This window comes from Klebsiella sp. GG_Kp175, assembly GCF_040062325.1.
In the GTDB taxonomy this organism is placed as follows: Bacteria; Pseudomonadota; Gammaproteobacteria; order Enterobacterales; family Enterobacteriaceae; genus Klebsiella; species Klebsiella quasipneumoniae.
This window is the reverse complement of sequence record NZ_JBEAFX010000003.1, coordinates 64,960-91,228: the sequence shown is the minus strand read 5'-3', so window position 1 is coordinate 91,228 and position 26,269 is coordinate 64,960. Positions and strand designations below refer to the sequence as shown.

The 26,269-nt window shown below is 62.5% G+C and carries 24 protein-coding genes; 13 read left to right on the top strand and 11 right to left on the bottom strand.

The genetic code is table 11. The features are described from left to right. Nucleotides 1-11: 11 nt before the first annotated feature. Genes fepC through fepD form a run of 3 tightly spaced genes read right to left on the bottom strand, consistent with a single transcriptional unit; the run spans nt 12 to nt 2,799 of the window. Complete coding sequence (gene fepC / locus ABLU73_RS06440; RefSeq protein WP_049093694.1) at nt 12-806, bottom strand: iron-enterobactin ABC transporter ATP-binding protein; 795 nt, start codon at nt 804-806, stop codon at nt 12-14. Continuing rightward, nucleotides 803-1,795 (bottom strand): iron-enterobactin ABC transporter permease, encoded by a 993-nt coding sequence (gene fepG, locus ABLU73_RS06435; protein WP_348850095.1) that lies wholly within the window; start codon nt 1,793-1,795, stop codon nt 803-805. The genes fepC and fepG overlap by 4 nt, the downstream gene beginning before the upstream one ends. Next, entirely contained in the window at nt 1,792-2,799 is a 1,008-nt protein-coding gene (gene fepD / locus ABLU73_RS06430; RefSeq protein WP_004885733.1) for a Fe(3+)-siderophore ABC transporter permease, read from the bottom strand. Before fepD ends, fepG begins: the two co-directional genes overlap by 4 nt. 112 nt (nt 2,800-2,911) lie before the next feature. Between fepD and entS the strand changes: the two genes are divergently transcribed. Then, nucleotides 2,912-4,153, top strand: coding sequence for an enterobactin transporter EntS (gene entS, locus ABLU73_RS06425; protein WP_023288782.1), 1,242 nt, complete (start codon nt 2,912-2,914; stop codon nt 4,151-4,153). Between the two features lie 131 nt (nt 4,154-4,284). Here entS and fepB read toward each other — a convergent pair whose 3' ends face one another. Then, complete coding sequence (gene fepB, locus ABLU73_RS06420; RefSeq protein WP_153650209.1) at nt 4,285-5,202, bottom strand: Fe2+-enterobactin ABC transporter substrate-binding protein; 918 nt, start codon at nt 5,200-5,202, stop codon at nt 4,285-4,287. A gap of 230 nt (nt 5,203-5,432) precedes the next feature. Between fepB and entC the strand changes: the two genes are divergently transcribed. The 7 genes from entC (at nt 5,433) to ABLU73_RS06385 (ending at nt 13,074) form a co-directional block, all read left to right on the top strand. Next, nucleotides 5,433-6,608, top strand: a complete 1,176-nt coding sequence (gene entC, locus ABLU73_RS06415; RefSeq protein ID WP_160124582.1) for an isochorismate synthase EntC — start codon at nt 5,433-5,435, stop codon at nt 6,606-6,608. Between the two features lie 9 nt (nt 6,609-6,617). Next, nucleotides 6,618-8,225 carry a (2,3-dihydroxybenzoyl)adenylate synthase EntE gene (gene entE, locus ABLU73_RS06410; protein ID WP_348850094.1) on the top strand — a complete coding sequence of 536 codons (1,608 nt, stop codon included), beginning with the start codon at nt 6,618-6,620 and terminating at the stop codon, nt 8,223-8,225. Nucleotides 8,226-8,238: 13 nt separating this feature from the next. Further along, nucleotides 8,239-9,090: an enterobactin biosynthesis bifunctional isochorismatase/aryl carrier protein EntB gene (gene entB / locus ABLU73_RS06405; RefSeq protein WP_017899057.1), complete on the top strand. Its 852-nt coding sequence runs from the start codon at nt 8,239-8,241 to the stop codon at nt 9,088-9,090. Nucleotides 9,091-9,098: 8 nt separating this feature from the next. Further along, nucleotides 9,099-9,845 (top strand): 2,3-dihydro-2,3-dihydroxybenzoate dehydrogenase EntA, encoded by a 747-nt coding sequence (entA, locus tag ABLU73_RS06400; protein WP_087812694.1) that lies wholly within the window; start codon nt 9,099-9,101, stop codon nt 9,843-9,845. Beyond that, a complete protein-coding gene (entH, locus tag ABLU73_RS06395) occupies nt 9,846-10,259 on the top strand; it encodes a proofreading thioesterase EntH (protein ID WP_004885754.1) in 414 nt (137 codons plus the stop codon). 407 nt (nt 10,260-10,666) lie between these two features. Then, entirely contained in the window at nt 10,667-12,772 is a 2,106-nt protein-coding gene (cstA, locus tag ABLU73_RS06390) for a pyruvate/proton symporter CstA (protein ID WP_004885757.1), read from the top strand. 104 nt (nt 12,773-12,876) lie between these two features. Beyond that, entirely contained in the window at nt 12,877-13,074 is a 198-nt protein-coding gene (locus ABLU73_RS06385; RefSeq protein WP_004885759.1) for a YbdD/YjiX family protein, read from the top strand. Here the strand turns inward: ABLU73_RS06385 and ABLU73_RS06380 are convergent. The 4 genes from ABLU73_RS06380 to ABLU73_RS06365 form a co-directional block, all read right to left on the bottom strand. Further along, nucleotides 13,071-13,475 (bottom strand): helix-turn-helix transcriptional regulator, encoded by a 405-nt coding sequence (locus ABLU73_RS06380; RefSeq protein WP_004885761.1) that lies wholly within the window; start codon nt 13,473-13,475, stop codon nt 13,071-13,073. The two genes, ABLU73_RS06385 and ABLU73_RS06380, sit on opposite strands and share 4 nt — an antisense overlap. Continuing rightward, nucleotides 13,450-13,752 (bottom strand): type II toxin-antitoxin system RelE/ParE family toxin, encoded by a 303-nt coding sequence (locus ABLU73_RS06375; RefSeq protein ID WP_017899060.1) that lies wholly within the window; start codon nt 13,750-13,752, stop codon nt 13,450-13,452. The genes ABLU73_RS06380 and ABLU73_RS06375 overlap by 26 nt, the downstream gene beginning before the upstream one ends. 183 nt (nt 13,753-13,935) lie before the next feature. Continuing rightward, the gene (locus ABLU73_RS06370) at nt 13,936-14,679 is read right to left on the bottom strand and encodes a 3-oxoacyl-ACP reductase family protein (protein WP_004885764.1); all 744 of its coding nucleotides are present in this window, start codon (nt 14,677-14,679) and stop codon (nt 13,936-13,938) included. A gap of 57 nt (nt 14,680-14,736) precedes the next feature. Further along, nucleotides 14,737-15,825: an oxidoreductase gene (locus ABLU73_RS06365; protein ID WP_264923478.1), complete on the bottom strand. Its 1,089-nt coding sequence runs from the start codon at nt 15,823-15,825 to the stop codon at nt 14,737-14,739. 163 nt (nt 15,826-15,988) lie between these two features. Here ABLU73_RS06365 and ABLU73_RS06360 point away from each other — a divergent pair, with 163 nt between their 5' ends. The 4 genes from ABLU73_RS06360 to ABLU73_RS06345 all read left to right on the top strand — a co-directional run bounded on the left by ABLU73_RS06360 (nt 15,989) and on the right by ABLU73_RS06345 (nt 20,941). Next, nucleotides 15,989-17,491: a sugar ABC transporter ATP-binding protein gene (locus tag ABLU73_RS06360; RefSeq protein WP_135729766.1), complete on the top strand. Its 1,503-nt coding sequence runs from the start codon at nt 15,989-15,991 to the stop codon at nt 17,489-17,491. Then, entirely contained in the window at nt 17,488-18,486 is a 999-nt protein-coding gene (locus ABLU73_RS06355; RefSeq protein WP_062914492.1) for an ABC transporter permease, read from the top strand. Before ABLU73_RS06360 ends, ABLU73_RS06355 begins: the two co-directional genes overlap by 4 nt. 20 nt (nt 18,487-18,506) lie before the next feature. Next, nucleotides 18,507-19,571: a sugar ABC transporter substrate-binding protein gene (locus tag ABLU73_RS06350; RefSeq protein ID WP_004885784.1), complete on the top strand. Its 1,065-nt coding sequence runs from the start codon at nt 18,507-18,509 to the stop codon at nt 19,569-19,571. Nucleotides 19,572-19,699: 128 nt separating this feature from the next. Next, nucleotides 19,700-20,941: an LVIVD repeat-containing protein gene (locus tag ABLU73_RS06345; protein WP_017899065.1), complete on the top strand. Its 1,242-nt coding sequence runs from the start codon at nt 19,700-19,702 to the stop codon at nt 20,939-20,941. Nucleotides 20,942-21,157: 216 nt separating this feature from the next. Here ABLU73_RS06345 and mtnK read toward each other — a convergent pair whose 3' ends face one another. Continuing rightward, a complete protein-coding gene (gene mtnK, locus ABLU73_RS06340) occupies nt 21,158-22,357 on the bottom strand; it encodes an S-methyl-5-thioribose kinase (protein WP_264923477.1) in 1,200 nt (399 codons plus the stop codon). Between the two features lie 101 nt (nt 22,358-22,458). Here mtnK and mtnA point away from each other — a divergent pair, with 101 nt between their 5' ends. After that, nucleotides 22,459-23,487 carry an S-methyl-5-thioribose-1-phosphate isomerase gene (mtnA, locus tag ABLU73_RS06335; protein ID WP_348850093.1) on the top strand — a complete coding sequence of 343 codons (1,029 nt, stop codon included), beginning with the start codon at nt 22,459-22,461 and terminating at the stop codon, nt 23,485-23,487. Between the two features lie 54 nt (nt 23,488-23,541). Here the strand turns inward: mtnA and ABLU73_RS06330 are convergent, their stop codons facing one another. Further along, nucleotides 23,542-24,810, bottom strand: a complete 1,269-nt coding sequence (locus ABLU73_RS06330) for a histidine phosphatase family protein (RefSeq protein ID WP_004885793.1) — start codon at nt 24,808-24,810, stop codon at nt 23,542-23,544. Nucleotides 24,811-24,836: 26 nt separating this feature from the next. Beyond that, nucleotides 24,837-26,195 carry an MFS transporter gene (locus ABLU73_RS06325; RefSeq protein ID WP_023319949.1) on the bottom strand — a complete coding sequence of 453 codons (1,359 nt, stop codon included), beginning with the start codon at nt 26,193-26,195 and terminating at the stop codon, nt 24,837-24,839. Nucleotides 26,196-26,269: the final 74 nt, after the last annotated feature.

Here is a 26,269-nt window from a genome sequence, read left to right as displayed (position 1 = left end):
GAAAGGGAGAATTACCGTCGGCCCAGCGGCACCACCAGCGGCGTATGCGCCACCGGATCCTCAATGATCGTGCAGCGCAGGCCGTAAATCCGTTCAATCAGATCCGCCGTGACGATCGCCTTCGGCGCCCCCTCGGCGACGATCCTGCCGTCGCGCAGGGCGATCAGGTGGGTGGCGTAGCGGCAGGCCTGGTTAAGATCGTGCAGCACCGCCGCCAGGGTATAGCCCTTCTCGCGATTCAGCTCGCTCAACAGTTCCAGCAGGTCGATCTGATGGCTGATGTCCAGCCAGGTGGTCGGCTCATCCAGCAGCATAATCGCCGTTTCCTGGGCCAGCACCATCGCAATCCACGCCCGCTGCCGCTGGCCGCCGGAGAGCGTATCGACGCTCTGCAGCGCCAGATCGCTGATCCCGGTCGCTCGCATCGCCTTGTTCACCGCCTCTTCATCTTCTTTGCGCCAGCGGGTAAACAGCGGCTGGTGCGGATAGCGCCCGCGGGCCACCAGCTCCTGCACCGTGATATCGCCAGGGGTGGTGGCATTCTGCGCCAGCAGCCCGATGCGGCGGGCAACCTCTTTACTGGCGTACTGCTGGATCTGCGCGCCGTCGAGCCAGACGTGGCCGCTGGCGGGCGTCATCAGGCGACTGAGGGTGCGCAATAGCGTCGACTTGCCGCAGCCGTTGGGGCCGATAATGGCGGTGAAGTGACCGTCAGGGATGGTCACGTTCAGCGACTCGGCGATGGTCTTGTTCCCGTAGGCCAGGGTTAACTGCTCGCCGCGCAAACGGGAGGGGACAGCACTCATTTTTTGCGGGACTCCTGAATCAACAATGCAATAAGGTAAATACCGCCGAGGCTGACGGTTAACACGCCAACCGGCAGCTGCCACGGCATAAACAGCCGTTGGGCGCCGTAATCGGCCAGCACCAGCAGCAGCGCGCCGCACAGGGCAGACTGGGTTAATCCCCAGCGGGCCGTGCCGCTCAGGCGGCGGGCGATATGCGGCGCCACCAGCGCGATAAATGAGATTGGCCCGGCCAGCGCCGTCGAGGCGGCGGTGAGCACTACTGCCACCAGCATCAGCAGCAGGCGCGAGCGTTCGACCTGCACCCCCAGCGCGCAGGCGGTATCGTCGCCCATCTCCAGCAGCCGCATCCGGCGAACCAGCAGGGCGCTGCCCACCAGCATCAACAGGATCAGCGGCGCTGACGGCCAGGTTTTACCCCACGTCAGGCCATTAAGCGATCCGGCGTTCCACAGGCCCGCAGAAAGGGCGGTCTCCAGCGAGGCGCGCAGCAGCAGCCAGGTGTTGAATGCCACCAGCATGGCGCGCACGCCGATGCCGATAATGATCAGGCGGAAGGTTTCGATCCCGTTGCGCCAGGCCAGCAGCCAGACCACCAGCGAGGTCAGCACCCCGCCGGCCATCGCCGCCAGGGCGATCGCCGTCAGGTTCTGGCCGAAGAGCACCATCGCCACCAGCACGCCGCTCCAGGCGCCGGTGTTAAAGCCCATCACGTCCGGGCTGCCGAGCGGGTTACGGGTCAGCGACTGGAAAATGGCGCCGCTGACGCCGAGCGCGGCGCCGATGAGCAGCGCCATTAACACCCGCGGCAGCCGCCATTCGTTTACCACCATCGTGACGTTGCGCGGCGCGTCGCCGAACAGCGCCGAGAACACCTGGTCAATCGTTAGCGGCACCGGGCCTTGCGCCAGCCCGAGCAGGGAAATCAGCAGGCTGGCGGCCATTAGCAGCAGACAGCTGGCTATCAGGCGGCGGGACGGAGCAATCACAGGCCACCTCCCCGCGGCTGGCGGCGCACCAGCCAGATCAGCACCGGCGCGCCGAGAAAGGCGCTCACCACCGATACCCGCAGTTCGCCGGGCACCAGCAGGCGGCCAATCACGTCGGCAAACAGCAGCAGCGCCGGGGTGGCGAGCAGGGTGACCGGCAGCGACCAGCGATGATCGGCCCCCACCAGCCAGCGCGCCATATGCGGCATCATCAGACCGATAAAGGCGATAGGGCCGACGACGGCGGTGGCGCTGCCGCACAGGACGGTGATAACGATCAGGCCGATCAGCTGGGTGCGGGCGACGCGGCTGCCGAGGGCGGTGGCGGTATCGTTGCCGAGGCTCAGGCTGTTAAGCGCCCGGCTCAGCAGCAGGGCGGCGATCCCCGCCACCACCACCGGCAGCAGGACAATTTTCAGCGTCTGCAGGGTGCGGATATCCAGCGAACCGGCCTGCCAGAAGCGCAGCTGATCGTAGACGTCGGGGTTGAGCAGGGCGATGCCGTTGGACAGCCCTTCCAGCACCGCCGCAAGGGCGACCCCGGCGAGGGTGAGGCGCACCGGGCTCAGCTGGCCGCCGCCCTGGCTGCCGGTGAAGGCCACCAGCAGCGAGGCGCAGAGCGCGCCGCAAAACGCCAGCAGCAGCTGCTCCTGTGGAGAGGTGATCCCGAACAGCGCCGCGCCGAGGACGATGGCGAAGCTGGCGCCGGAGTTGACCCCCAGCAGGCCGGGGTCGGCCAGCGGGTTACGGGTGAGCGTCTGCATCAGCGCGCCGGCGAGACCGAGTGCGATGCCCGCCAGCAGACCGGCCAGGGTGCGCGGCAGGCGCGCATCCAGCACGATGGTGCAGTCGGCGCTTTGACAGGTTCCGCTAAAGGCGGTGAATACCGTGCCGATCGGCAACGATTTGGCGCCGATGGTCAGGCTAAGCGCGGCGGCTAAGGCGAGTAGTAGCAACAATCCGGGCACGGCGACAGAGCGTACCGCGGTCGTAGAAAACGACATAACTGACATCCCTGATATGATAATGATAGTAATTATCGTTATCGATTTTATTCAGCTATGGTAGCATGACCCACAGGAAAAAGGGTATTAAAAATAACGACAAGGCGCTGTAATGAACCGACAATCCTGGCTGCTTAACCTCAGCCTGCTGAAAACTCACCCGGCGTTTCGCGCCGTTTTTATCGCTCGCTTTATCTCTATTCTGTCGCTTGGTCTGCTGGGCGTGGCCATCCCGGTGCAGATCCAGATGATGACCCATTCGACCTGGCAGGTCGGGTTGTCGGTGACCTTGACCGGCGCGTCGATGTTTATTGGCCTGATGGTGGGGGGCGTACTGGCTGACCGCTATGAGCGCAAACGCCTGATCCTGCTGGCGCGCGGCACCTGCGGCGTGGGCTTTGTCGGCCTGTGTCTGAACGCCCTGCTGCCGGAGCCGTCGCTGGCGGCGATTTATCTGCTGGGGATCTGGGACGGTTTCTTCGCTTCTTTAGGCGTGACCGCGCTGCTGGCGGCGACCCCGGCACTGGTGGGGCGGGAAAACCTGATGCAGGCCGGGGCCATCACTATGCTGACGGTGCGCCTGGGCTCGGTGATTTCGCCCATGATCGGCGGCCTGCTGCTGGCCTCCGGCGGCGTGGCGTGGAACTTCGGCCTGGCGGCGGCGGGGACGTTTATCACCACCTTAACCCTGCTGCGTCTGCCGCAGCTGCCGCCGCCTCCGCAGCCGCGCGAGCATCCGCTGCGTGCCCTGCTGGCGGGGCTGACCTTCCTCTGTCAGAGCCCGCTTATCGGCGGGATTGCGCTGCTCGGCGGCCTGCTGACCATGGCCAGTGCGGTGCGGGTGCTCTATCCGGCGCTGGCCGGGAGCTGGCAGATGTCGGCCGGACAGATTGGCCTGCTGTACGCCGCGATTCCGCTCGGCGCGGCGCTGGGGGCGTTGACCAGCGGGCAGCTGGCCCAGACCGTGCGGCCGGGCGCGCTGATGCTGGCGACGACGGTGTGCTCCTTTGTCGCCATTGCGCTGTTCAGCCTGATGCCACACTGGGCGTTGGGTGCGCTGTGCCTGGCGCTGTTTGGCTGGCTGAGCGCTATTAGCTCGCTGCTGCAGTACACCCTGATCCAGACCCAGACGCCGGAACATATGCTCGGGCGGATTAACGGTCTGTGGACCGCCCAGAACGTCACCGGCGACGCCATCGGCGCGGCGCTGCTCGGCGGGTTAGGGGCGGTGATGACGCCGGTCGCTTCTGCCAGCGCCAGCGGCTGGGCGCTGGCCCTCGTCGGCGTGCTGCTGGTGGGACTGCTACGCGAGCTGCGCCGCTTCCAGCGCCCGGAAATCGTCAACGAAAGTTAAGTAGGGGGCGATTGCCCGGTGGCGGCTGCGCCTTACCGGGCCTGGGGGGGCGGGCATTGTAGGCCGGGCAAGCGCAGCGCCGCCCGGCAAAGCGTTCAGGCTGGGTTCCCGTCCTGATGGCACAGCCCGCGCTAGCCGAACAGGCTGGAGAGACGCTGGAGCACCAGCAGGGCGCTGTAGTAGTCAAGACGGAAGGTCTCGGTGCCCAGCGGGTAGACGCGTTTCCCTTCGACCGCCGGGAGATGCGCCAGCAGCGGGTTGGCGTAGATGGCATCGACATCTTTCTGGTCGCCAGCGAACAGGAACAGGCTCTGGCCGTTCAGCCCGGCCGCCAGGTTCTCCCCGCCCAGCTGCACGATATCGTGGCGTTTGCCCTGGCTGTGGCTGGCGGGCAGGCCGCCTGGCAGCGTCGCCAGACTAAAGCCCAACTGCTGGAGCATCTGCCCCTGGGCCGATTCCGGCGTCCAGATATTGGCGCTGTGCGCGGCCGCGGTATAGACGAGGGCGGTGACCGGCTGCGGCGGTAGCTTCATTTTTTCTTTTAACGAAACGAGCTGTTTATTGAAGTCGGCGATGCGCGCGCTGGCCTGCTGCTCATGGCCGGTGATCTGCCCCAGCTGGGTGAGCAGCGTTTGCCAGCTTTTATCGTCATAGTTGATGACCAGCGTCGGGGCGATCGTTTTGAGCTGATCGTACAGCGGCAGGGCGGAGTCGCCGCCGGTGGCGCTCACCAGGATCAGATCCGGCATCTGGGCGGCCACCGCTTCCGCGCTCGGTTCGCCGATATACAACCGCGCCAGCTTGCGGGCTTTGGCGACCTCGCTCCACTGGCGCAGAAAGCCCTGGCTATCGGCCACGCGGTTGTTCGGGGTGGTGGCGCCGCTGGCGACCACCGGCGCGTCGATCGCCAGCAGCGAGCCGGTGAGGGTCACGCTGGTGGAGACAATGCGCAACGGCTGGCTCGGCAGGGTGTGTGTCCCGTAGCTGTCGGTGACCTGACGCGGCCAGTCCGCCGCCTGGGCTGAGGTAATTCCTAAAAACAACAGCATGCCGGTCAGCGCACCGCGGCGGCAAAAAGAAGAGAAGTTCACGTCAACGCATCCTGATTCGAAGGGTAATAAATGCGTCTCATTTTCAACTTTGCGTTGACAGGATGCAAGCCAAAGTGGCGGCGCGATGACGTAACGCGGTTGACATGGCGGGCAATACCTTTTAGGTTAGCCAACCAAAATACAAATGATAATTATTCGTAATATATTTATCGTTTTTGGAGGATGATATGGAAACGTCACTGGCTGAGGATGTACAGAAACCTACCCGGACCTTGTCGCCGGACAGCTTCTTCTTTATGTCGCCGTACCGCAGTTTTAGCACCTCAGGCTGCTTCCGCCGCCTCTCAGCGCCCGCTGTCGGCGGCGATGCGCTGAACGGCGAGTTCCAGCAGCAGATGGCCGCCGCCTTTGCCGAGGCCCGGGCGGCGGGGATCCGCAAGCCGGTGATGGTCGGGGCCATCCCGTTCGACACCTGTCAGCCTTCCGAGCTTTATATCCCCGAGCGCTGGGAAGCGTTCTCGCGACCGGAAAAACAGCGTTCCGCCCGCTATGCCGCGCCGCTGGAGGCGATGGCGGTGGTGGAGCGCCGGGAGATCCCGGAGCAGGACGCGTTTCTAGCCATGGTGGAACGCACCGCCGCGCTGACCGCCACCCCGGAAGTCGACAAAGTGGTGCTATCACGACTAATCGATATCACTACCCGCGATCCTGTCGATAGCGGCGCCCTGATGGAGCGCCTGATCGCTCAGAACCCCGCCAGCTTTAACTTCCATGTGCCGCTCGCCGACGGCGGCGTGCTGCTGGGCGCCAGCCCGGAGCTACTGCTGCGTAAAGAAGGGGCGCACTTCAGCTCGCTGCCGCTGGCCGGCTCCGCCCGCCGCCAGCCTGACGATGTGCTGGACCGCGAAGCGGGCAACAGGCTGCTGGCGTCCGGCAAAGATCGCCATGAGCACGAGCTGGTGACCCAGGCGATGAAGAGCGTGCTGGGCCCGCGCAGCAGCCAGCTGTCGCTGCCGTCATCGCCGCAGCTGATCACCACCCCGACGCTCTGGCATCTGGCGACGCCGATCGAAGGCACGGCGCTGGCGGAAGAAAATGCCATGTCGCTGGCCTGCCTGCTGCATCCGACTCCGGCGCTGAGCGGCTTCCCGCACCAGGCGGCGAAGCGCCTGATTGCCGAACTGGAACCCTTCGACCGTCAGCTGTTCGGCGGCATCGTCGGCTGGTGTGACGATGAAGGCAACGGCGAATGGGTGGTGACCATCCGCTGCGCGCGTCTGCAGCAGCGTACGCTGCGCCTGTTTGCCGGCGCGGGCATTGTTCCGGCCTCCTCGCCGCTGGGCGAATGGCGCGAAACCGGCGTCAAACTGACCACCATGCTTAACGTATTTGGCTTGAATTAAGAGGCAAGGATGATTGCATTTACCCGTTGGCCGGATGAGTTCGCGGCCCGCTATCGTCAAAAAGGCTACTGGCAGGATCTGCCGTTAACCAATCTGATCACCCGTCACGCAGAAAACGACGCCGTGGCGATTATCGATGGCGATCGACACATTAGCTACCGCCAGTTTAACCAGCGGGTGGACAACCTTGCCTGCTCTCTGCAGCGTCAGGGACTGAAGCGCGGAGAAACCGCGCTGGTGCAACTGGGCAACGTCGCCGAGTTTTACATCACCTTCTTCGCGCTGCTGCGCATCGGCGTCGCGCCGGTGAACGCGTTGTTCAGCCACCAGCGCAGCGAGCTTAACGCCTACGCCGCGCAGATTAAGCCGGCGCTGCTGATCGCCGACCGCGAGCACACGCTGTTTGCCGACGATAGCTTCCTCCATGCGTTTATTGCTGAACATGCTTCCCTGCGCGTGGCGCTGCTGCGTAACGACGGCGGCGAGCGCGATCTGGCGACGGAGATTAACCGCCCGGCGGATAACTTTATCGCCAACCCAACCCCTGCCGACGAAGTGGCCTTTTTCCAGCTCTCCGGCGGCAGCACCGGGACGCCGAAGCTGATCCCGCGTACCCATAACGATTACGACTACAGTATCCGCCGCAGCAACGAGATCTGCGGGATTAACGCTAAGACGCGCTACCTCAACGCGCTGCCGGCGGCGCATAACTACGCGATGAGCTCCCCGGGGGCGCTGGGCGTTTTCCGCGCCGGCGGACGGGTGATCCTCGCCGCCGACCCGAGCGCTACCCTCTGTTTCCCGCTGATTGAAAAACATCAGGTCAACGTCGCCTCGCTGGTGCCGCCGGCGGTCAGCCTGTGGCTGCAGGCCATTCACGAATGGGGCAGCAACGCGCAACTGCAATCGCTGCAGCTATTGCAGGTCGGCGGCGCGCGCCTGTCGGCGACCCTTGCCGCGCGCATTCCGGCGGAAATCGGCTGCCAGCTGCAGCAGGTGTTCGGCATGGCGGAGGGGCTGGTGAATTACACCCGCCTTAACGACAGTCCTGAGCGGATCATCCATACCCAGGGCTGCCCGATGTGCCCGGACGATGAAGTGTGGGTGGCAGATGCCGAGGGCAACCCGCTGCCACGCGGCGAAGTGGGCCGCCTGATGACCCGCGGGCCCTACACCTTCCGCGGCTACTACAACAGCCCGCAGCATAACGAGGAGGCCTTCGACGCCGAGGGTTTCTACTGCTCCGGCGATCTGATTTCGATCGATGAAGACGGGTATATCACCGTTCAGGGCCGGGAAAAAGATCAGATCAACCGCGGCGGCGAGAAGATCGCCGCCGAAGAGATCGAAAACCTGCTGCTGCGCCATGAGGCGGTGATCCACGCCGCGCTGGTCAGCATTGAAGACAATCTGCTGGGCGAGAAGAGCTGCGCTTACCTCGTGGTGACCTCGCCGCTGCGCGCCGTCGCGGTGCGCCGCTTCCTGCGCGAGCAGGGGGTGGCTGAATTTAAACTGCCGGACCGCGTGGAGTGCGTTGCCGCGCTGCCGCTGACGCCGGTGGGCAAAGTCGATAAGAAACAATTACGTCAGTGGCTGGCCGAAGGCAAGCTGGGCTGAAGGAGAACAGAAAATGGCAATCCCTAAATTACAGGCTTACGCGCTGCCGGAAGCCAGCGATATTCCGGCGAACAAAGTCAGCTGGGCCTTTGAACCTTCCCGCGCCGCGCTGCTGATCCATGATATGCAGGAATACTTTCTCAATTTCTGGGGCGAAAACAGCGCGATGATGGAAACAGTGGTGGCCAATATCGCCGCCCTGCGCGACTTCTGCAAACAGAACGGTATTCCGGTGTACTACACCGCCCAGCCGAAAGAGCAGAGCGATGAAGACCGCGCCCTGCTGAATGATATGTGGGGGCCGGGGCTGACCCGTTCGCCGGAGCAGCAGCAGGTGATTGCCGCCCTGGCGCCGGACGAAGACGACACCGTGCTGGTGAAATGGCGCTACAGCGCGTTTCATCGCTCGCCGCTTGAAGAGATGCTGAAAGAGAGCGGCCGCGACCAGCTGATCATCACCGGCGTTTACGCCCATATCGGCTGCATGACCACCGCCACCGACGCCTTTATGCGCGATATCAAACCGTTCTTTGTCGCCGACGCGCTGGCGGACTTCAGCCGCGAAGAGCACCTGATGGCGCTGAAATACGTCGCCGGCCGTTCCGGCCGCGTGGTGATGACCGAAGAGCTGTTGCCGCTGCCGGCCAGCAAAGCGGCGCTGCGCGCGCTGATCCTGCCGCTGCTCGACGAATCCGACGAACCGCTGGATGATGAAAACCTGATCGACTACGGTCTGGATTCGGTGCGGATGATGGCCCTCGCCGCCCGCTGGCGCAAAGTGCACGGCGATATCGACTTCGTGATGCTGGCGAAAAACCCGACCATCGACGCCTGGTGGGCGCTGCTTTCCCGCGAGGTGCAATAATGGCGGCGCTGGATTTTCGCGGCCAGACCGTGTGGGTGACCGGCGCCGGTAAAGGCATTGGCTATGCCACCGCGCTGGCTTTTGTGGAGGCCGGGGCCAACGTCACCGGTTTCGACCTCGCCTTTGACGGCGAACGCTACCCGTTTGCCACCGAAACGCTGGACATCGCCGATGCCGACCGGGTACGCGAAGTGTGCAGCCGCCTGTTGGCGAACACCGAGCGATTAGACGTGCTGGTGAACGCCGCCGGGATCCTGCGCATGGGCGCCACCGACCAGCTGAGCGCGGAAGACTGGCGGCAGACCTTCGCGGTCAACGTCGGCGGGGCGTTTAATCTGTTTCAGCAGACGATGGCCCAGTTCCGTCGCCAGCGGGGCGGGGCCATCGTCACCGTCGCCTCCGATGCCGCGCACACGCCGCGTATCGGCATGAGCGCCTATGGCGCCTCGAAAGCGGCGCTGAAAAGCCTGGCGCTGACCGTCGGCCTTGAGCTGGCGGGCAGCGGGGTGCGCTGTAATCTGGTGTCGCCGGGCTCTACCGATACCGATATGCAGCGCACGCTGTGGGTCAGCGACGATGCGGAGCAGCAGCGGATCCGCGGTTTCGGCGAGCAGTTTAAGCTCGGCATCCCGCTGGGGAAGATTGCCCGGCCGCAGGAGATTGCCAATACCATTTTGTTCCTCGCCTCTTCTCACGCCAGCCATATCACCCTGCAGGATATCGTGGTGGACGGCGGCTCGACGCTGGGGGCGTAAATGGCCTGGAAACGATCGCTCACGCTGGCGGCGCTGAACGCCAGTAGCGAAAACACCCTGGTGGCGCATCTGGGGATCGTCTACACCCGGCTGGAGGCGGGGTTGCTGGAGGCGGAGATGCCGGTGGATGCCCGCACCCATCAGCCGTTTGGCCTGCTGCACGGCGGGGCCTCAGCGGCGCTGGCGGAGACGCTGGGGTCGATGGCCGGCTGGCTGATGACCGAAGAGGGGCAGTGCGTGGTGGGCACCGAGCTGAACGCCACCCATCACCGGGCGGTCTCCAGCGGGAAAGTGCGCGGCGAGTGCCGCCCGCTGCATCTTGGCCGGCAGAGCCAGAGCTGGGAGATTGTGGTGTATGACGAGAAGGGGCGGCGCTGCTGCACCTGTCGTCTGGGCACCGCGGTGCTGGGCTAAGGAGCCGCTGTTTCCCCGGCTCGCGCTACGCTTAGCCGGGCTACGGTTTTGACGCCCGGCGGCGCTGCGCTTGCGCGGGCCTACGGTCTGCCCCGGCCTTCCGGGAATGTCTCAGCGATGTTGAGACCGCCAACACCGGCAGTTTCAGTCAGCATCGATGCCGTTGTAGGCCGGGTCAGCGCAGCGCCACCCGGCAAAATCACGGCGTAACTGGACCGATTCGGTCATCGACTGGCAACCCGCATAATCCTTTCATTCATTTTCCTGCCTTAAGTGATCTCGCTAGCAATGTGAGACAAATCTCTGTGGGTGGACGGCATCTGCGCTGTTTCGATGTTGTTAAATTCTGCGTTGTGATCTAGAAACAAAATGTAACATCCTGATTACCCTACCGGTGGACCACAACAATGAATAATTCAGGGAAATACCTTATCTGGGCACTGCTCTCCGTGATCGGAGCCTTTGCCCTCGGCTACATTGCTTTAAACCGGGGTGAGCAGATCAACGCGCTGTGGATTGTCGTCGCGGCAGTCTGCGTTTATCTGATCGCGTATCGTTTTTACGGCCTGTATATCGCCAAAACCGTGCTCGGCGTCGATTCGACCCGCATGACGCCCGCGGTGCGGCATAACGATGGCCTCGACTATGTCCCGACTGACAAAAAAGTGCTGTTCGGACACCATTTTGCCGCCATCGCCGGCGCGGGGCCGCTGGTGGGCCCGGTGCTTGCCGCGCAGATGGGCTATCTGCCGGGGATGATCTGGATCCTCGCCGGCGTGGTGCTGGCCGGGGCGGTGCAGGACTTTATGGTGCTGTTCGTCTCCACCCGTCGCGACGGCCGTTCGCTGGGCGAACTGGTGAAAGAGGAGATGGGGGCGACCGCCGGGGTGATTGCCCTGGTGGCGACCTTTATGATCATGGTGATCATCCTCGCGGTGCTGGCGATGATCGTGGTGAAAGCGCTGACCCACAGCCCGTGGGGAACCTATACCGTGGCCTTTACCATTCCGCTGGCGCTGTTTATGGGGATCTATATTCGCTATCTGCGCCCGGGACGCATTGGCGAAGTGTCGGTGATTGGCCTGATATTCCTGGTGTTCGCCATTATCTCCGGCGGCTGGGTAGCGGAAAGCCCGACCTGGGCGCCGTTCTTTGACTTTACCGGCGTCCAGCTCACCTGGATGCTGGTGGGTTATGGCTTTGTCGCCGCGGTGCTGCCGGTCTGGCTGCTGCTGGCCCCGCGCGACTACCTCTCCACCTTCCTCAAAATCGGCACTATCGTCGGTCTGGCGATCGGCATTCTGATTATGCGTCCGACCCTGACCATGCCGGCGCTGACCAAATTTATCGACGGTACTGGCCCGGTATGGACTGGCAACCTGTTCCCGTTCCTGTTTATCACTATCGCTTGCGGCGCGGTGTCGGGCTTCCACGCCCTGATTGCCTCCGGTACCACGCCGAAGATGCTGGCGAATGAAAATCAGGCCTGCTTTATCGGCTATGGCGGCATGCTGATGGAATCCTTCGTGGCGATTATGGCGCTGGTCGCCGCCTGTATCATTGACCCGGGCGTCTACTTCGCGATGAACAGCCCGATGGCGGTGCTGGCGCCGGCGGGAACCACCGATGTGGTGGCGTCGGCGGCGCAGGTGGTGAGCGGTTGGGGCTTTGCGATTACCCCGGAAACGTTGACGCATATCGCTAATGAGGTGGGCGAGCAGTCCATCATCTCCCGCGCCGGCGGGGCGCCTACGCTGGCGGTGGGCATGGCCTACATTCTCCACGGCGCGCTGGGCGGGCTGATGGACGTCTCGTTCTGGTACCACTTTGCCATTCTGTTTGAAGCGCTGTTTATCCTGACGGCGGTGGATGCCGGCACCCGTGCGGCGCGCTTTATGCTGCAGGATCTGCTGGGTGTGATCTCCCCGAACCTGAAGCGTACTGATTCGTTACCGGCTAACCTGCTGGCGACGGCGCTGTGCGTGCTGGCGTGGGGCTACTTCCTGCATCAGGGGGTGGTCGATCCGCTGGGCGGTATTAACACCCTGTGGCCGCTGTTCGGTATCGCCAACCAGATGCTGGCGGGGATGGCGCTGATGCTCTGCGCAGTGGTGCTGTTCAAGATGAAACGTCAGCGCTATGCGTGGGTGGCGCTGGTGCCGACGGCCTGGCTGCTGATCTGTACCCTCACCGCCGGCTGGCAGAAAGCCTTCAGCCCGGACAATAAAGTGGGCTTCCTGGCGATTGCCAACAAGTTCCAGGCGATGATCGACAGCGGCAAAATTCCGGCGCAGTACACCGAGTCGCAGCTGTCGCAGCTGGTGTTTAACAACCGTCTCGATGCCGGGCTGACCATCTTCTTTATGATCGTGGTGGTGGTGCTGGCGCTGTTCTCGATTAAAACCGCGCTGGCGGCGCTGAAGGAGAATAAACCGACGGCGAAAGAGACACCCTATGAGCCAATGCCTGAAAACCTGGACGCGATGGTGACCCAGGCGAAAGGGGCGCATTAACCTGTGTGCCGGGTGGCGGCTTCGCCTTACCCGGCCTGTCTTTCTGATCCTCCCTCTCCCTTTGGCAGAGGCTCGGGGTGAGGGAAACAAAAGAGAAATGACTTATGTTTGACACCCTTTCCAAAGCAGGTAAGTACCTGGGCCAGGCCGCCAAAATGATGATCGGCGTGCCGGATTACGACAACTACGTCGAGCACATGCGCGTCAACCATCCGGATCAGACGCCAATGACCTGGGAAGAATTTTTCCGCGAACGCCAGGACGCTCGCTACGGCGGCAAGGGCGGGGCGAAGTGCTGTTAACCCTCTTTCGGCAGATAGAGGCTGATCTGCTCCTGCTTACAGCCGTAGAGCGCCGCCAGCTTTTCGCGGGTGCGCTTCTGCGGCCGGGAGTCCAGCGCTTCCAGCTGTGACACGGCGGACTGGCTGATGCCCAGTTTGTCGGCCACCTCCTGCTGGGATAACCCACGCAGGATACGCCACGCGGCCTGCAGGCTGACGTTCTCGCTATGCATGATGTCGCACACTTCACCCGGTAAACCTACGTTATCGTAGATATCTGATTCGTAAGGGATGTCTTCCCAGTCGTTTTCATCATCGTCATCATACTCAAGCATGGCTAAACGCATGCGAAAATATTCACCGTAGGGAATGACAACATACTGTTTTTTTCCTTCTTCATCCTTGATGAACTGAATAGTCATATTCCGTATGCTCCTCATGAAGGTAGGTGGTGGTTGTCCGGCGTTTTACCGCCACTACGTAACAGGTATCACCCGGCGGGTCTCCGAAGGTGTAAATGACCCTGTAATCACCTAATCGCAACCTGTAGTGGTTTTCGGGAGAAGATAATTTCTTGATATCCGCGACAGGTGATGTTTTATCATCCATCTTCTCCAGCCTGAATTTAATGCGGTTCTGATATCGCGTATCGATTTTAGAAAATTGCTTCTCTGCTGTTTTTGACCAGACAATCTTCATCCGTACCTCCACTGTACGCCCACACAGAACATAAGGAAATAATAAGACTATTAGATAAATTCCGAATTTCTAATGGGTTACTGTAGAGCGGAGAAAAACCGGGAGAAAGCGGCAAAACGGGAACCGTCGAGGGTGCTCGGGAAGGCCTCTGCCGGACGACAGAGGCTTGCAGGAAATGTGCGATCAGGCGTTCAAACCACCGTCCACATCGAGACCGGTGCCGGAGATCTGCCCGGCGGCCGGGCTGGCGAGGAAGGTGACCGCCGCGGCGATGTCTTCCGGCTGGCCGTAGTGGCCTAACGCAATAAGTTGACGCTGAGCATCGGCCTGCTCGCCGTCTTCCGGGTTCATATCGCTGTTGGTCGGGCCGGGATGGACGAGGTTAACGGTGATACCGCGGGGGCCTAAATCGCGCGCCAGGCCGCGGGTCAGGGAGTTGAGAGCGGACTTGGTCATTGAGTAAACCGCGATGCCCGGCTGCGCCACGCGGTTAGCCAGACAGCTGCCGATGTTGATGATGCGGCCGCCGTCGGACATATGCACCAGCGCCTCCTGGATAGCGATAACCACCCCACGAATATTGACGTTAATAAGCGCGTCAATGTCCGCCAGCGTCATGGACTCCAGCGGGCCGCCGCGCGCGATCCCGGCGTTGTTGACCAGAATATCCAGCCCGCCGAGGGACCGCGCCGCATGGGTCACAGCATCCTGTATCGCCTGCGCGCTGGCGCTGTCGGCCTGCACCGCTTCACCGTGCCTACCCAGCGCCTTTATTTCCTCGGCGACCGCCTGGGCTTTATCGGCCGATTTTTCATACGTTATAACCACATCGGCGCCGGCGCGCGCCAGCGACAGCGCGATAGCGCGCCCCAATCCACGGCTGGCGCCGGTAACCAGCGCCTTCTTACCTGTTAAATCGATCTGCATGATGACCTCGTTGCGAGAGTGGTGAGCATCATCATTAGGTATAGACGGTCGGGGTGATTAACGGCTGAAGTATTCCACCTTCTCAAACGCCGCGCGCAGAACCCCAGGGGTTAAGGTCACCGGTAAATAATGAATCGACTCGCCCGGGCGCAGGGTATGAGCAATGACCCGGTCAAGCTCTGCGCGGTTATTGATATCAACCTCCAACGCCGCCAGCGTCGCCGGCAGGTTAAAGCGCTGCCAGGCCTGCACCAGCTGCGCCAATACCTCATCCTGACCGAGCAGGGCGCTTTGCACCAGAATGCCGTAGGCCACCTTGGTGCCATGGAGGAATTTATCCGTCTGCGGCAGCACCGTCAGCCCGTTGTGCACCGCATGGGCGGCGGCGACCCGGGTGTAGCGTTCCCCCAGCCCGCCAACCATCCCGCCGCCGGCGATAACTGCATCCACCACATCGCGAAACGCCTGGGTCAGCTCGCCGCGGCGCTGGTCCGCCAGCGCCGTTTCGCTGCTGTCCAGCAGCACGTCGCGGATCGCCAGCGCGCCGTTAATCCCCAGCCGCACGGTGAGCGGCAGAGCCTCCGGCTGCGGCGCGAGTACCACGGCCTCATACCATTTGGCTAAGGTGTCGCCAATGCCCGCCAGCAGGTACTCCGCCGGGGCGTTGAGAATGATGCGCGGCTCGACCAGCACCAGGAAATTCGCGTCATCGAACATCTCAAAATTCAGCGCCTGTCCGGCGTCGCTGTACCACACCGACAGCGGCGTCCACGCCGCGCAGGTGGCGGCGATGGTCGGGATGGTCACCAGCGGAACCCCCAGGCGGCGGGCCAGCACTTTCGCGCTGTCGAGCAGCGCGCCGCCGCCGACGCCAATCACTACCGCCCGATCGTCACCTGAGGCCTGTACCAGCCCCGCCACGTCGCGTTCGCTGCAGTGGCCGGTAAAGCGGATCTTTTTCGCTTCCGGCAGGTGGAAGGCCGCCGGCAGAAAAGGCTCGGCGCCGGCCAGGGCGCGCTCGCCATAGACCCACACCGCCCGCGACAACTGGTCGGCGTTAAAAAAATCGCTCAGCCGCTCAAGGCTGCCAGAATGGGAGTAATAGTTGGCCGGGCCGGGCACGACGCGGATATCGCTGTTGCTCATGGGTGCTGTCCTTATTGGTGTTGGGCTAACCTGATGTTATGTCTGGACATCCAGATGGCTAATATTATTTCGTTGTATCTTATGCTTTTTACGCAGTTGTCAGCCAGCGGCGGCTATGAAAAATTCGTTAAATCAGAAGATTAATTGCCGCACGGGAGCAGTGATGAGCGCGAATCGCCTTGAGATGCATAACATTAGCCTGGCCTTCTCCGGCTTTCAGGCGCTGAACAAGGTGGCCTTCACCCTTTATGGCGGGTCGGTGCATGCCCTGACCGGCGCCAACGGCGCGGGTAAGTCGACGCTGATGGCCGTGCTGTGCGGCACCCACGCCCACTATGAAGGCGAGGTGACGATCAACAACCAGCCGGTCACCATTCGTTCGCCGCGGGATGCCAAACAGCTGGGGATCCACCTGGTGCAGCAGGAGGTGGACGTGGCGCTGGTGCCGGGCCTGAGCATTGCCGAAAACATCATGCTGGACAGGCTGGCGGAGCCGGGGACGACCTTCCGCTGGTCGCGGGTTCGGCAGCTGGCGCGCGAGGCGCTGGCGCAGCTGGACGTGGCGCTGGACGTCAGGCGCTCTATTGACAGCTGCACGCTCGCCGAAAAACAGCAGATCCTGCTGGCCCGCGCCCTGTCGCACCATTGCCGCTTTTTGATTCTGGATGAACCCACCGCGCCGCTGGATCAGCATGAAAGCGAACGCCTGTTTGCGGTGGTGCGCCGTCTGCAGCAGCAGGGGATCGGGGTGGTGTTTATTTCGCACCGTATTCACGAGCTGAAGGCGATCTGCGACACCCTGACGGTGCTGCGTGACGGGCGGCTGATTGAGAGCGGCCCGATGGCGCCGCTGAGCGGGGAACAGATTGTCGAAAAGATGCTGGGCCACGAGCTGAGCGATATCTTCCCGCCGCCGCGACCGCCGCACGGTGAAGAAGTGCTGCTGCAGGTAGAAGGGCTGCACGATGAGGCGCTGCTGCAGGATATCTCGCTGCGCCTGCGCAAGGGGGAAATTCTTGGTATCGCTGGGCTGGCCGGCGCGGGCAAAACTGAGCTGTGCAAAGCGCTGTTCGGCGCCAGCAAAAGCCGGGTACAGCGCGGCGAGCTGAACGGCCAGCCGTGGCGGCCGCGCGATCCGGCCGATTCGGTAGGGCGCGGCCTGGCGCTGGTCCCGGAGGAGCGGCGCAAAGAGGGCATTTTCATCGAAGAGCCGATCGCGATGAACCTGGCGGTCAGCGCCGATAACAGCTTTTCGCGCTGGAGCCTGTTCGGCCATCGGCAGGCCTGGCGCTGGGCGGAGGAGGTGATTGCCCGCCTCGGCGTGCGCGCCACCGGTCCCGGTCAGACGCTGCGCCGTCTGTCCGGCGGCAATCAGCAGAAAGTGGCCATTGGCAAATGGCTGCGCAGTCATGCCAATGTTTTGATTTTTGACGAACCGACCAAAGGTGTCGATGTGAAAGCGAAAACCGATCTGTTCATGCTGATCGATGGTCTGGCACGGGAAGGCAAAGGGGTGATTTATGCCTCGGGTGAATTCGCCGAGCTGGTCGGTTTATGCGACCGCATCTGCGTACTGTGGGACGGACGGATCGTGGCGGAGATCCCCGGCGCGGAAGCCCGGGAAGAGACACTGCTTTATTATTCAACCGGAGGAGCGGCAGCGTGAGCAAGGCCCTGGCAGTGAACGCGACGGTATCGGGCCGTCAGCGATTTTTTGATTTTCTCTATAAGTGGGGCATGTTGCTGACCGTGGTGCTGCTGGTGGCGGTCTTTGGCCTCGCCTCGGACAATTTCCTTGACCCGTTCAACATCATCAACATTCTGCGCTCGATTGCCATCGTGACGGTGATTGCCATTGGGGTGTCGATTTCCCTCACCATCGGCGGCTTCGATCTGTCCGTCGGATCGACGGCATCGCTGGCCAACGCCCTGGTGATCTCCCTGTTCGTCTGGCATGGCCTGGGGACCACCGAAGCAATCCTGATCACCCTCGTGCTCTGCACTCTGGTAGGACTGTTTAACGCCTTTCTGATCGTGGTGCTGCGCATCCCCGACATGCTCGCCACCCTGGCCAGCCTGTTTGTGATTCAGGGGGTGGCGATGACCTACAGCTACGGCGGGTCGATTACCGAAAACATGGTGCTGCCGAGCGGCGAGATGGCGGAAGGCACCATCCCGGCGGCGTTTGGCGCGCTGGGCCAGGTGCCGACTATCGTCATCATCATGCTGGTGGTAACGCTGATCGCCCAGCTGGCGCTGTCGTTCACCACCCACGGCCGGCGGATGTACGCCATCGGCGGCAACCCGGAGGCGGCGCGGCTCTCCGGCCTGCGGATCACGCGTTATAAAGTGGCGGCGTATGTGATTGCTTCGCTGCTGGCCGGGCTGGGCGGCATTCTGCTGGCCTCGCGTATCGGATCCTCGCAGGTTAATGCCGGCGGCGGCTATTTGATGGACGCGGTGGCGGCGGCCTGGATCGGCTTTTCGCTGGCCGGTTCCGGGAAACCGAACGCCCTGGGGACGCTGGTGGGGGCGGTGATCCTCGGCGTGCTCTCCAACGGCCTGGTGATGCTCTCGGTGCCGTATTACGCGATGGACATTATTAAAGGGCTGGTACTGGCTGGCGCGCTGGCACTGACCTATTTTCAGCGCCGTACTTAACATTTTACAGGGTAAACCGCATGAAAAAGATCGCACTCTCTCTCATTACGCTGGGTCTGCTGCAGTCGACGGCGGCGCTGGCCACCGCCCCGACGCCGGTGCCGGCGGCCATTGCCGAACACAACGGCCCGATCCGCATTGCCGTGATCCGCAACCTGGGGTCTGACGATAACACCACCCAGTTTGTCGCCGGGGCGCTGCAGGAAGGCAAAAAGCTCGGTTTCAAAATCAGCACCTTCCTGAGCAACGGCGATGACGCCAAGTTCCAGGACTTCGTCAACCAGGCGATCAGCCAGAAATATGACGGCATTATTCTCTCCCAGGGGCGTGACCCCTATTCGACGGCCCTGGTGAAGAAGGCGGTGGACGCCGGGATTAAAGTGGCGGTGTTCGATACTGCAGTGAGCGGTGAGATCCCGGGAGTGACGGTCAGCCAGCAGGATGACGCCTCACTGACCGAGCTCTCCTTTGGCCAGCTGGTGAAAGACTTCAACGGCAAGGCCAACATCGTCAAGCTGTGGGTGGCGGGCTTCCCGCCGATGGAGCGCCGTCAGGCGGCTTACCAGACACTGCTGAAGCAAAATCCGGGAATTAAAGAGCTGGAGTCGATCGGCGCCGTTTCATCCGATGTGCAGGGCGACACCGCTAACAAGGTGGGGGCGATCCTCGCCAAGTATCCGAAAGGGAAAATCGACGCTATCTGGGGCACCTGGGATGCCTTTAGCCAGGGGGCCTATAAAGCGCTGAAAGAGAACGGCCGCACCGAGATCAAACTCTACAGCATTGATATTTCCAACCAGGATCTGCAGCTGATGCGCGAAGCTGGCAGCCCGTGGAAAGTGAGCGTGGCGGTGGATCCGAAGCTTATCGGCGCGACCAACGTGCGGCTGATCGCTAATAAGATTGCCGGCGAGCCGACGCCAGCCACCTACGACTTCAAGGCGGCGGCGATCCCGCAGGCGCTGCTGGCGGCCCAGCCGGGGGCGGTGAACGTGGCCTCGCTGGGGAAAATCATTCCGGGCTGGGGCCAGACGGAAGACTTTATCGCCCCGTGGTTCGCGACGCTGGAAGCGAAAAACAAATAAAACGAAGCCGGGTGGCGGTGGGGCGGTCTGGTGCCCTCACCCCGGCCCTCTCCCGCAGGGAGAGGGGGAACACCAACTGCACCCGTAGGCCCGGTAAGCGTAGCGCCACCGGGCGTAAGGAATTCACTATGTCAGCATTACCTTCCCCCGAATACAGCCGCAATATGCGGCTGATTGGCCATAGCGACCAGGGCGGTCGTCCGGACGGCGTGCAACTGATGGTGCACCGCGGATTCGCCTATATCGGCCATATGGTGTCGCAGGGTTTTTCCGTGGTCGATGTTCGCGATCCGACCCGGCCCACTACGGTCAACTATATTGCCGCGCCGTCGGGCACCTGGAACGTGCACCTCCAGGCGCATGACGATCTGCTGCTGGTGATCAACGCCCGGGACCTGTTTGCCGACGCCCGTTTTGCCGATGAGAAGGTGTACTACACCCGATCGGTGGGTGACACAGTCAGCGATGTGCAGGACAAAGGCTGGAGCGCCGGGCTGCGCGTGTTTGATATCTCCACGCCGGATAAGCCGCGTGAAATTGGCTTTCTGTCGCTTAACGGCATCGGTATTCACCGCATTTGGTACGTCGGCGGCCGCTGGGCGTATGTGTCCGCGCTGATCGACGGTTTTACCGACTACATCTTCCTGACCATCGATCTGGCCGATCCGCGTAAACCGCAGGTTGCCGGGCGCTGGTGGCTGCCGGGGATGCACCAGGCAGGCGGCGAAACACCGGACTGGCCGCAGGGCAAACGCTATGCGCTGCACCACGCCATTATTGCCGGGGATACCGCCTACGGCAGCTGGCGCGACGGCGGCCTGACGCTGCTGGACGTCAAAGACAGAACCCAGCCGACGCTGATTAGCCATCGCAACTGGAGCCCGCCGTTCGGCGGCGGAACGCATACCGCGCTGCCGCTGCCGGATCGCGATCTGCTGGTGGTGCTGGATGAAGCGGTGCTCGACAACCAGGAGGACGGCGAGAAGCTGATCTGGCTGTTTGATATCCGCGAGCCGGCGAACCCGGTGAGTATCTCGACTTTCCCACAGCCGGATGAAATCGACTATGTGGCGAAAGGGGCGCATTTTGGCCCGCACAATCTGCATGAGAACCGGCCGGGGAGCTTTGTCAGCTCAACGCTTATCTTCGCCACGTATCAGAATGCCGGCGTGCGGGCGTACGACATTTCTAATCCTTATCGCCCAGTGGAGACCGGGGCGCTGGTGCCGGCTGCTCCTGAGAGAATGATGGATACCCGTCCCGGCCGCCCGCGGGTAATTCAGTCCTGCGATGTGTTTGTCGATGCCCAGGGAATTATCTACAGCACCGATTACAACGGCGGGCTGTCGGTGATTGAGTATCTGGGGTGAGGGCAAGGTAAAAGCAAAATTGTGCTTGCATTTCTGCCGGGTGGCGGCTTTCGCCTTACCCGGCCTACGAAAGACTGCAACATCAAATCGTTATGTGGTTATCTGTAGGCCCGCGCAAGCGCAGCGCCGCCGGGCAATCCCTGAAGATTGCACTTTTTTAGGCTTTGCTCCCTCTCCCTGTGGGAGAGGGTTGGGGTGAGGGAAAACAGGCCGCACTCAGCTGTACTGGCGCACTCGCGCCAGCAGCTCGTCGACGCTGTCGATACGCTCGGCCAGCACGATCAGCTCTCTGCCCAGGGTAATGGCGTGGCGCAGGCACTCATGACGCATGGCGTCGTCCTGGATAGTGTCGATATCCGCGACGTGCGACAGTCCGACGCTGCGGCGGATCAGTTCGCTGCCGCAGAAGCCGACCGCGTCCGCCCACACCTTTTTCAGAAAGGCGGAGGCATAGCCGGGGTAAGCCAGCGCCGCGTCGCGGGTTTTCTCCGCCGCCAGCGCCTGGAAGCGCTCGGCAAAGGTGGTCCACAGTTGGTGGATGTCGTTCAGCCGCTGCTCGCGCGCGGCGGCGGCATCGCGAATGCCGAGCTGGCCCGGCAGGCCGCAGTAGTTCAGCAGCAGGTTGCCGATGGCAGTGCCGATATCGAAGCCGATGGGGCCGAAGTAGCCGAACTCGGCGTCGATGGCCTTCAGGCTGCCTTCGGCAACGAAGATCGACCCGCTGTGAATATCGCCGTGCAGCAGCGCTTCCGCATGGGCAAAGAAACGGTGCTTCAGCGCCGCCACCGCCAGCTTAAGCTGGGCGTCGTCGCGCAGGGCGGCGACATCGGCCTCCAGCTCCGCCGGGTAGTTATTGCGCTCGTGGATCTGATACGGGTCGTTAAAGAACAGATCCTCGGTGATCTCGCACATCGCCGGGTTAATAAACTGCGCTATCTGCGCTTTTTTCTCGTGGGGATGAAGATAGAAATCGCTGGTGTGAAACAGCACCTGCGCCAGATAGTCGCCAAGCTGGCGGGCCGCCTGAGGGTAGTAGACGTTAGCGATAAGCTCCCCGCGCCAGATGCGGTGGTCGGAAAGATCTTCCATCACCATCACCGCCAGCTCGGGATCAAAGTGATGGATTTTTACCGTGTGCTGCGGGCTGTGCTGATAGTGGGCGACCAGGGTCTGCGCTTCGAGACGGGCGCGGTCGAGGGTCAGCGGCCAGGATTCGCCGACGCAGCGCACGTAGGGCAGGGCCTGTTTGACGATCGCCCGGCTGACGCCCTGACGATCGAACACTTTAAACACCAGATTGAGGTTGCCATCGCCCACTTCCTGCGCGCTGACCAGCTCAGATGGGTTGTCGATGCCGGCGAACTGTTGCGCGTAAGCCACGGCATCGTGGGCGGTGAAGGTATGGTATTGCGACATTGCCTCGATCCTCGAATTCTGATTAAGCCGTTCAGACGTCTATACTTCTGGATTCCATCCTGACACAATGTGATACAACAACGCAACAGGGATTTAACGACATGCAGACATTACAGACCACCAGCCTGCGGGTGAAAGAAAATCAGCTTTTTATTCTCGACCAGCAGGCCTTGCCGCAGGAAAAACGCTGGCTGGCGGCGGATAACGTTGCGCTGCTGGTGGACCATATTCATACCCTGCGGGTGCGCGGCGCGCCGCTGATTGGCCTGTCCGCCAGCCTGCTGCTGGCCCTGCTGGCCCAGCGCGGCCTGAACCGGGATGCACTCCAGCAGGCGCTGGAGACGCTGCGCGCGGCGCGGCCGACGGCGGTCAACCTGATGAATAATCTGGATCGCATGAAGCAGGCGCTGGCCCGGGAGGATTACCCGCAGGCGCTGGAAGCGGAAGCCTTGCGTCTGGTCGAAGAAGATAAACAGCTGTGCGACCGGATCGCTGAGGCGGGCAGTGCGCTGGTGAAGCCCGACAGTCGACTGCTGACCCACTGCAATACCGGTGGCCTGGCGACCGCCGGGGTAGGTACCGCCCTGGGGGTCATTGCGCTGGCGCATCAGCAGGGAAAAGTGGCCAGCGTGTGGGTCGATGAAACCCGGCCGCTGCTGCAGGGCGGTCGTTTAACCGCCTGGGAGCTGGGCGAGCTGGGCGTGCCCTATCAGCTGATCGCCGATTCAATGGCCGCCAGCCTGATGGCGCAAGGGAAGGTGGATGCGGTGTGGGTCGGCGCCGACCGCATCGCCGCCAACGGCGACGTGGCGAATAAAATCGGCACCTATTCCCTGGCGGTATTGGCCCATTACCACCAGATCCCGTTTTACGTCGCTGCGCCGCAGACGACCCTCGACCGCCATTGCCCGAACGGGGCGGCCATTCCCATTGAGCAGCGCGCCGCGGCCGAAGTGACCGGAGTGGCGGGCAGCTTTGGCGCGGTACAGTGGGCGCCGACCGGGGCCGCCGTGTACAATCCGGCGTTCGATGTCACGCCTGCTGGGCTGATAAGCGGCTGGGTGCTGGACTGCGGGGTGGTCACCCCGGCGCAGGTCTCCGCCGGGGCGTTTGCGCCGGATAACGGATAACGGACGCCGTGCCGGGCCTGGAAAAAACGGCTTTCCCGGGCCCGGCAAACGCCGCTACGGCAGGACCATCGCTACCGTCGGGGCGGAGGGCCGATCGATACGCTGACCCAGCGCGGTGATGGCCGCCTGGAAGGGGCACAGCGTACCGACGTCGGTCTGACGGCAGCCCGGCTGACGCCACTCCTGACGCAGCATCGGGTGCTGCGCGTCCGGCGTCTGCAGACGACGCAGGTCGTCGAGGCCTTGCGCCTGGAAATAGACCCGCAGATAGCGTTCCCCGCTCTTCGCGTCGCGCCAGCGCTCCAGCACCAGGCTACTGCCCGGCGGGATATTCCCCCGGCTGTAGCCCGGCAGCTGCCAGCTAAAGTTCATCAGCGTGCGCACCATGGCGATGTTGGTGTCATGCGCCACCAGCAGCAGCCAGCGTACGTTCGGACTCGCCTCTGGTTTGACGCCGTCGAGCATGGCGTTGAGCAGCACCGACCCGCGTTTTTGCGCGGTATACAGCACGTCGTTACTCAGATCGTAGTTTTCCGTTAACAGCGGCAGCAGGGCCGTGATCTGACTGGCCTGGGCGATCTTGCCCCACGCCAGCTGGCTGAGAGGCAGGTTTTCACTCCAGCCGAGACGCAGCGTTTCCACCATATTGGCCATCACGCTCAGTCCGCTAATAGTGGTCTTCCCGCTTTTGCTCTGCTCGACCTGCCATGGGGTATCGAAGATAGGGCAGGGCTTATCGGCCTGGCAAACCGCCTGTTTCAATAGCTGGATAGTCGGCGCCAGCGCCTGCCGACGCTGCGCCAGATCCCCGGCCTTCTCTTTCACCGCCGCCAGCTGGCGGGCGGGGTCGGTTTGCGTGGCGGCGAACTTGTCGGTCTGAAACAGCGGATCGGCATCCCCGCTGACGTAATGGATAGCGACGCCACAGCCGGGGAAGGCGCCATCCACCAGCGCCTGGGCGGTCGCCCGCGTCCGCTGCAGCGGACTGGCGCGCACGTAAATCGACTCCGCCGTCGGGCATCCCGCCTGCAGCAGGCCGAGCTGGCGATAGTGCTGGCCTTCCTCACGCCCTTTGTTGACCACGGCGGCATAGCCATGACCGGTGAGCTCGCCGTCATGGGTGGTCCACTCGGTCCATGGGCGTCCGGTGGCGGCCTCGATGGCTTCCCGGTTGCCGGCCGTCGGCGGACGAATGCCGTGGCGGCTAAGCTCCACCACTTTCTCCAGCTGCCAGTCTGCGGCGGCGGCTGATTGCAGCGCCAGCAGCGGCAGCGCGCAGGCGATAAACAGGCGTAACAGCCCCTGATGTCTTGCAGGCATCATATCTTCTTCCTTAATTCGTTAATCGGTTATGAGGAGAACGAGGTCTGCCGTTCGACGGCATGGCGCCGGGCGACGATGGCGGCAGTGGTAAAACAGAGTAGCGCTGAACCCAGACCGGTACCCACCCAGAACAGCGCCAACGTGCTGAAATCATACAGCGTTTTGCCGTTCTCAAGGATAGCTGTTTTATCAATAATGATCCCGGTGAGAAACTCGCCCAGGCCGGCGCCGGCGTAGCTGGCGATGCCGATGGTGCCGAGCGCGGCCCCCGCCGCTTTGCGCGAGGAGATATCGACGGCGATCAGCCCGCCGAGGAAGCAGGTCAGAGCGCCAATGGTGGCCCCGAAGATAATCATCGCCAGAATATCAGTGTAATAATTGTGCGGCGACCAGAGCATCAGGGCGAAGCCGGCGGTGTTCAGCAGGCTGATAAAGCCGGCCATCACGCTGCGGTTGCGCGGGAAAAAGCGGTCGGAGAGCATGCCGGCAATGATGGTCCCGGCGATGCCGGCGATGGCGTTGACGCCAATAATCCCGGACGCCTCCAGCGTGGAATAGGCTTTATCCTGCTCGAGGAAGAAGATCCCCCAGGAGTTGACGGCGTAGCGGTCGATGTACATAAAGGCGGAGGCGAGGGCGAGGGTCCACAGCGCCGGGTTGCGCAGCGCCAGCAACTGGTTTTTAAACACCGAGCCGCGGGCTTCGACCTCCTCCTGCGGTTCATCGCGGATGACGTTGATGGACGGGAAGCCGCTGCTCTGCGGCGAATCGTGCATGAACAGCACCAACAGCACCACGCCGGCGGCGCCGAGCGCGGCGGTGGACAGGTAGCCCATCTGCCAGCCAAACCCGGCGATCACCGCGGCGATCACCATATAGGTGACGGCCTCGCCGATATTATGCGCCGTCGACCAGATGCCATAGAAGGTGCCGCGCTCTTTAACGCCGTACCAGCGCGCCAGCGAGACCGCGCAGGGGCCGACGCCCATCGACTGCGCCCAGCCGTTGATCCCCCAGAAGATGGCCAGCAGCAGGGCGTTGGTAGTCATCCCCATCATCAGGTTCATCCCGGCGCTGAGCAATAAACCGAGGCTCATATAGCGCACCACGTTGGCGTGATCGGCGATAAAGCCATTGACCAGCTTGCCGATGGCGTAGCTGAAGAACAGAGTGGAGCCGATCATGCCGAGCTCCGTCGGGGTGATCCCCAACTCCACCAGCGCGCTTTTGGCGACGGTGAAGGATAACCGGCAGACGTAAAAGGTGACGTAGGCCAGGGTCATGGCGATAAAAGTTTGCCAGCGCACCCGGCGAAAACGCTGTTCATCAAACGCGGCGCCCGCTTTCGGCGGCGACGCCCGGAAAAAAGCGATAATTCCAGACATAGGTGGTTCTCCGCAGGTCGGAGGCCTGACTGATTGATGTGGTTCGTCCGTGAATGAAGTTATCGTTACTGTGT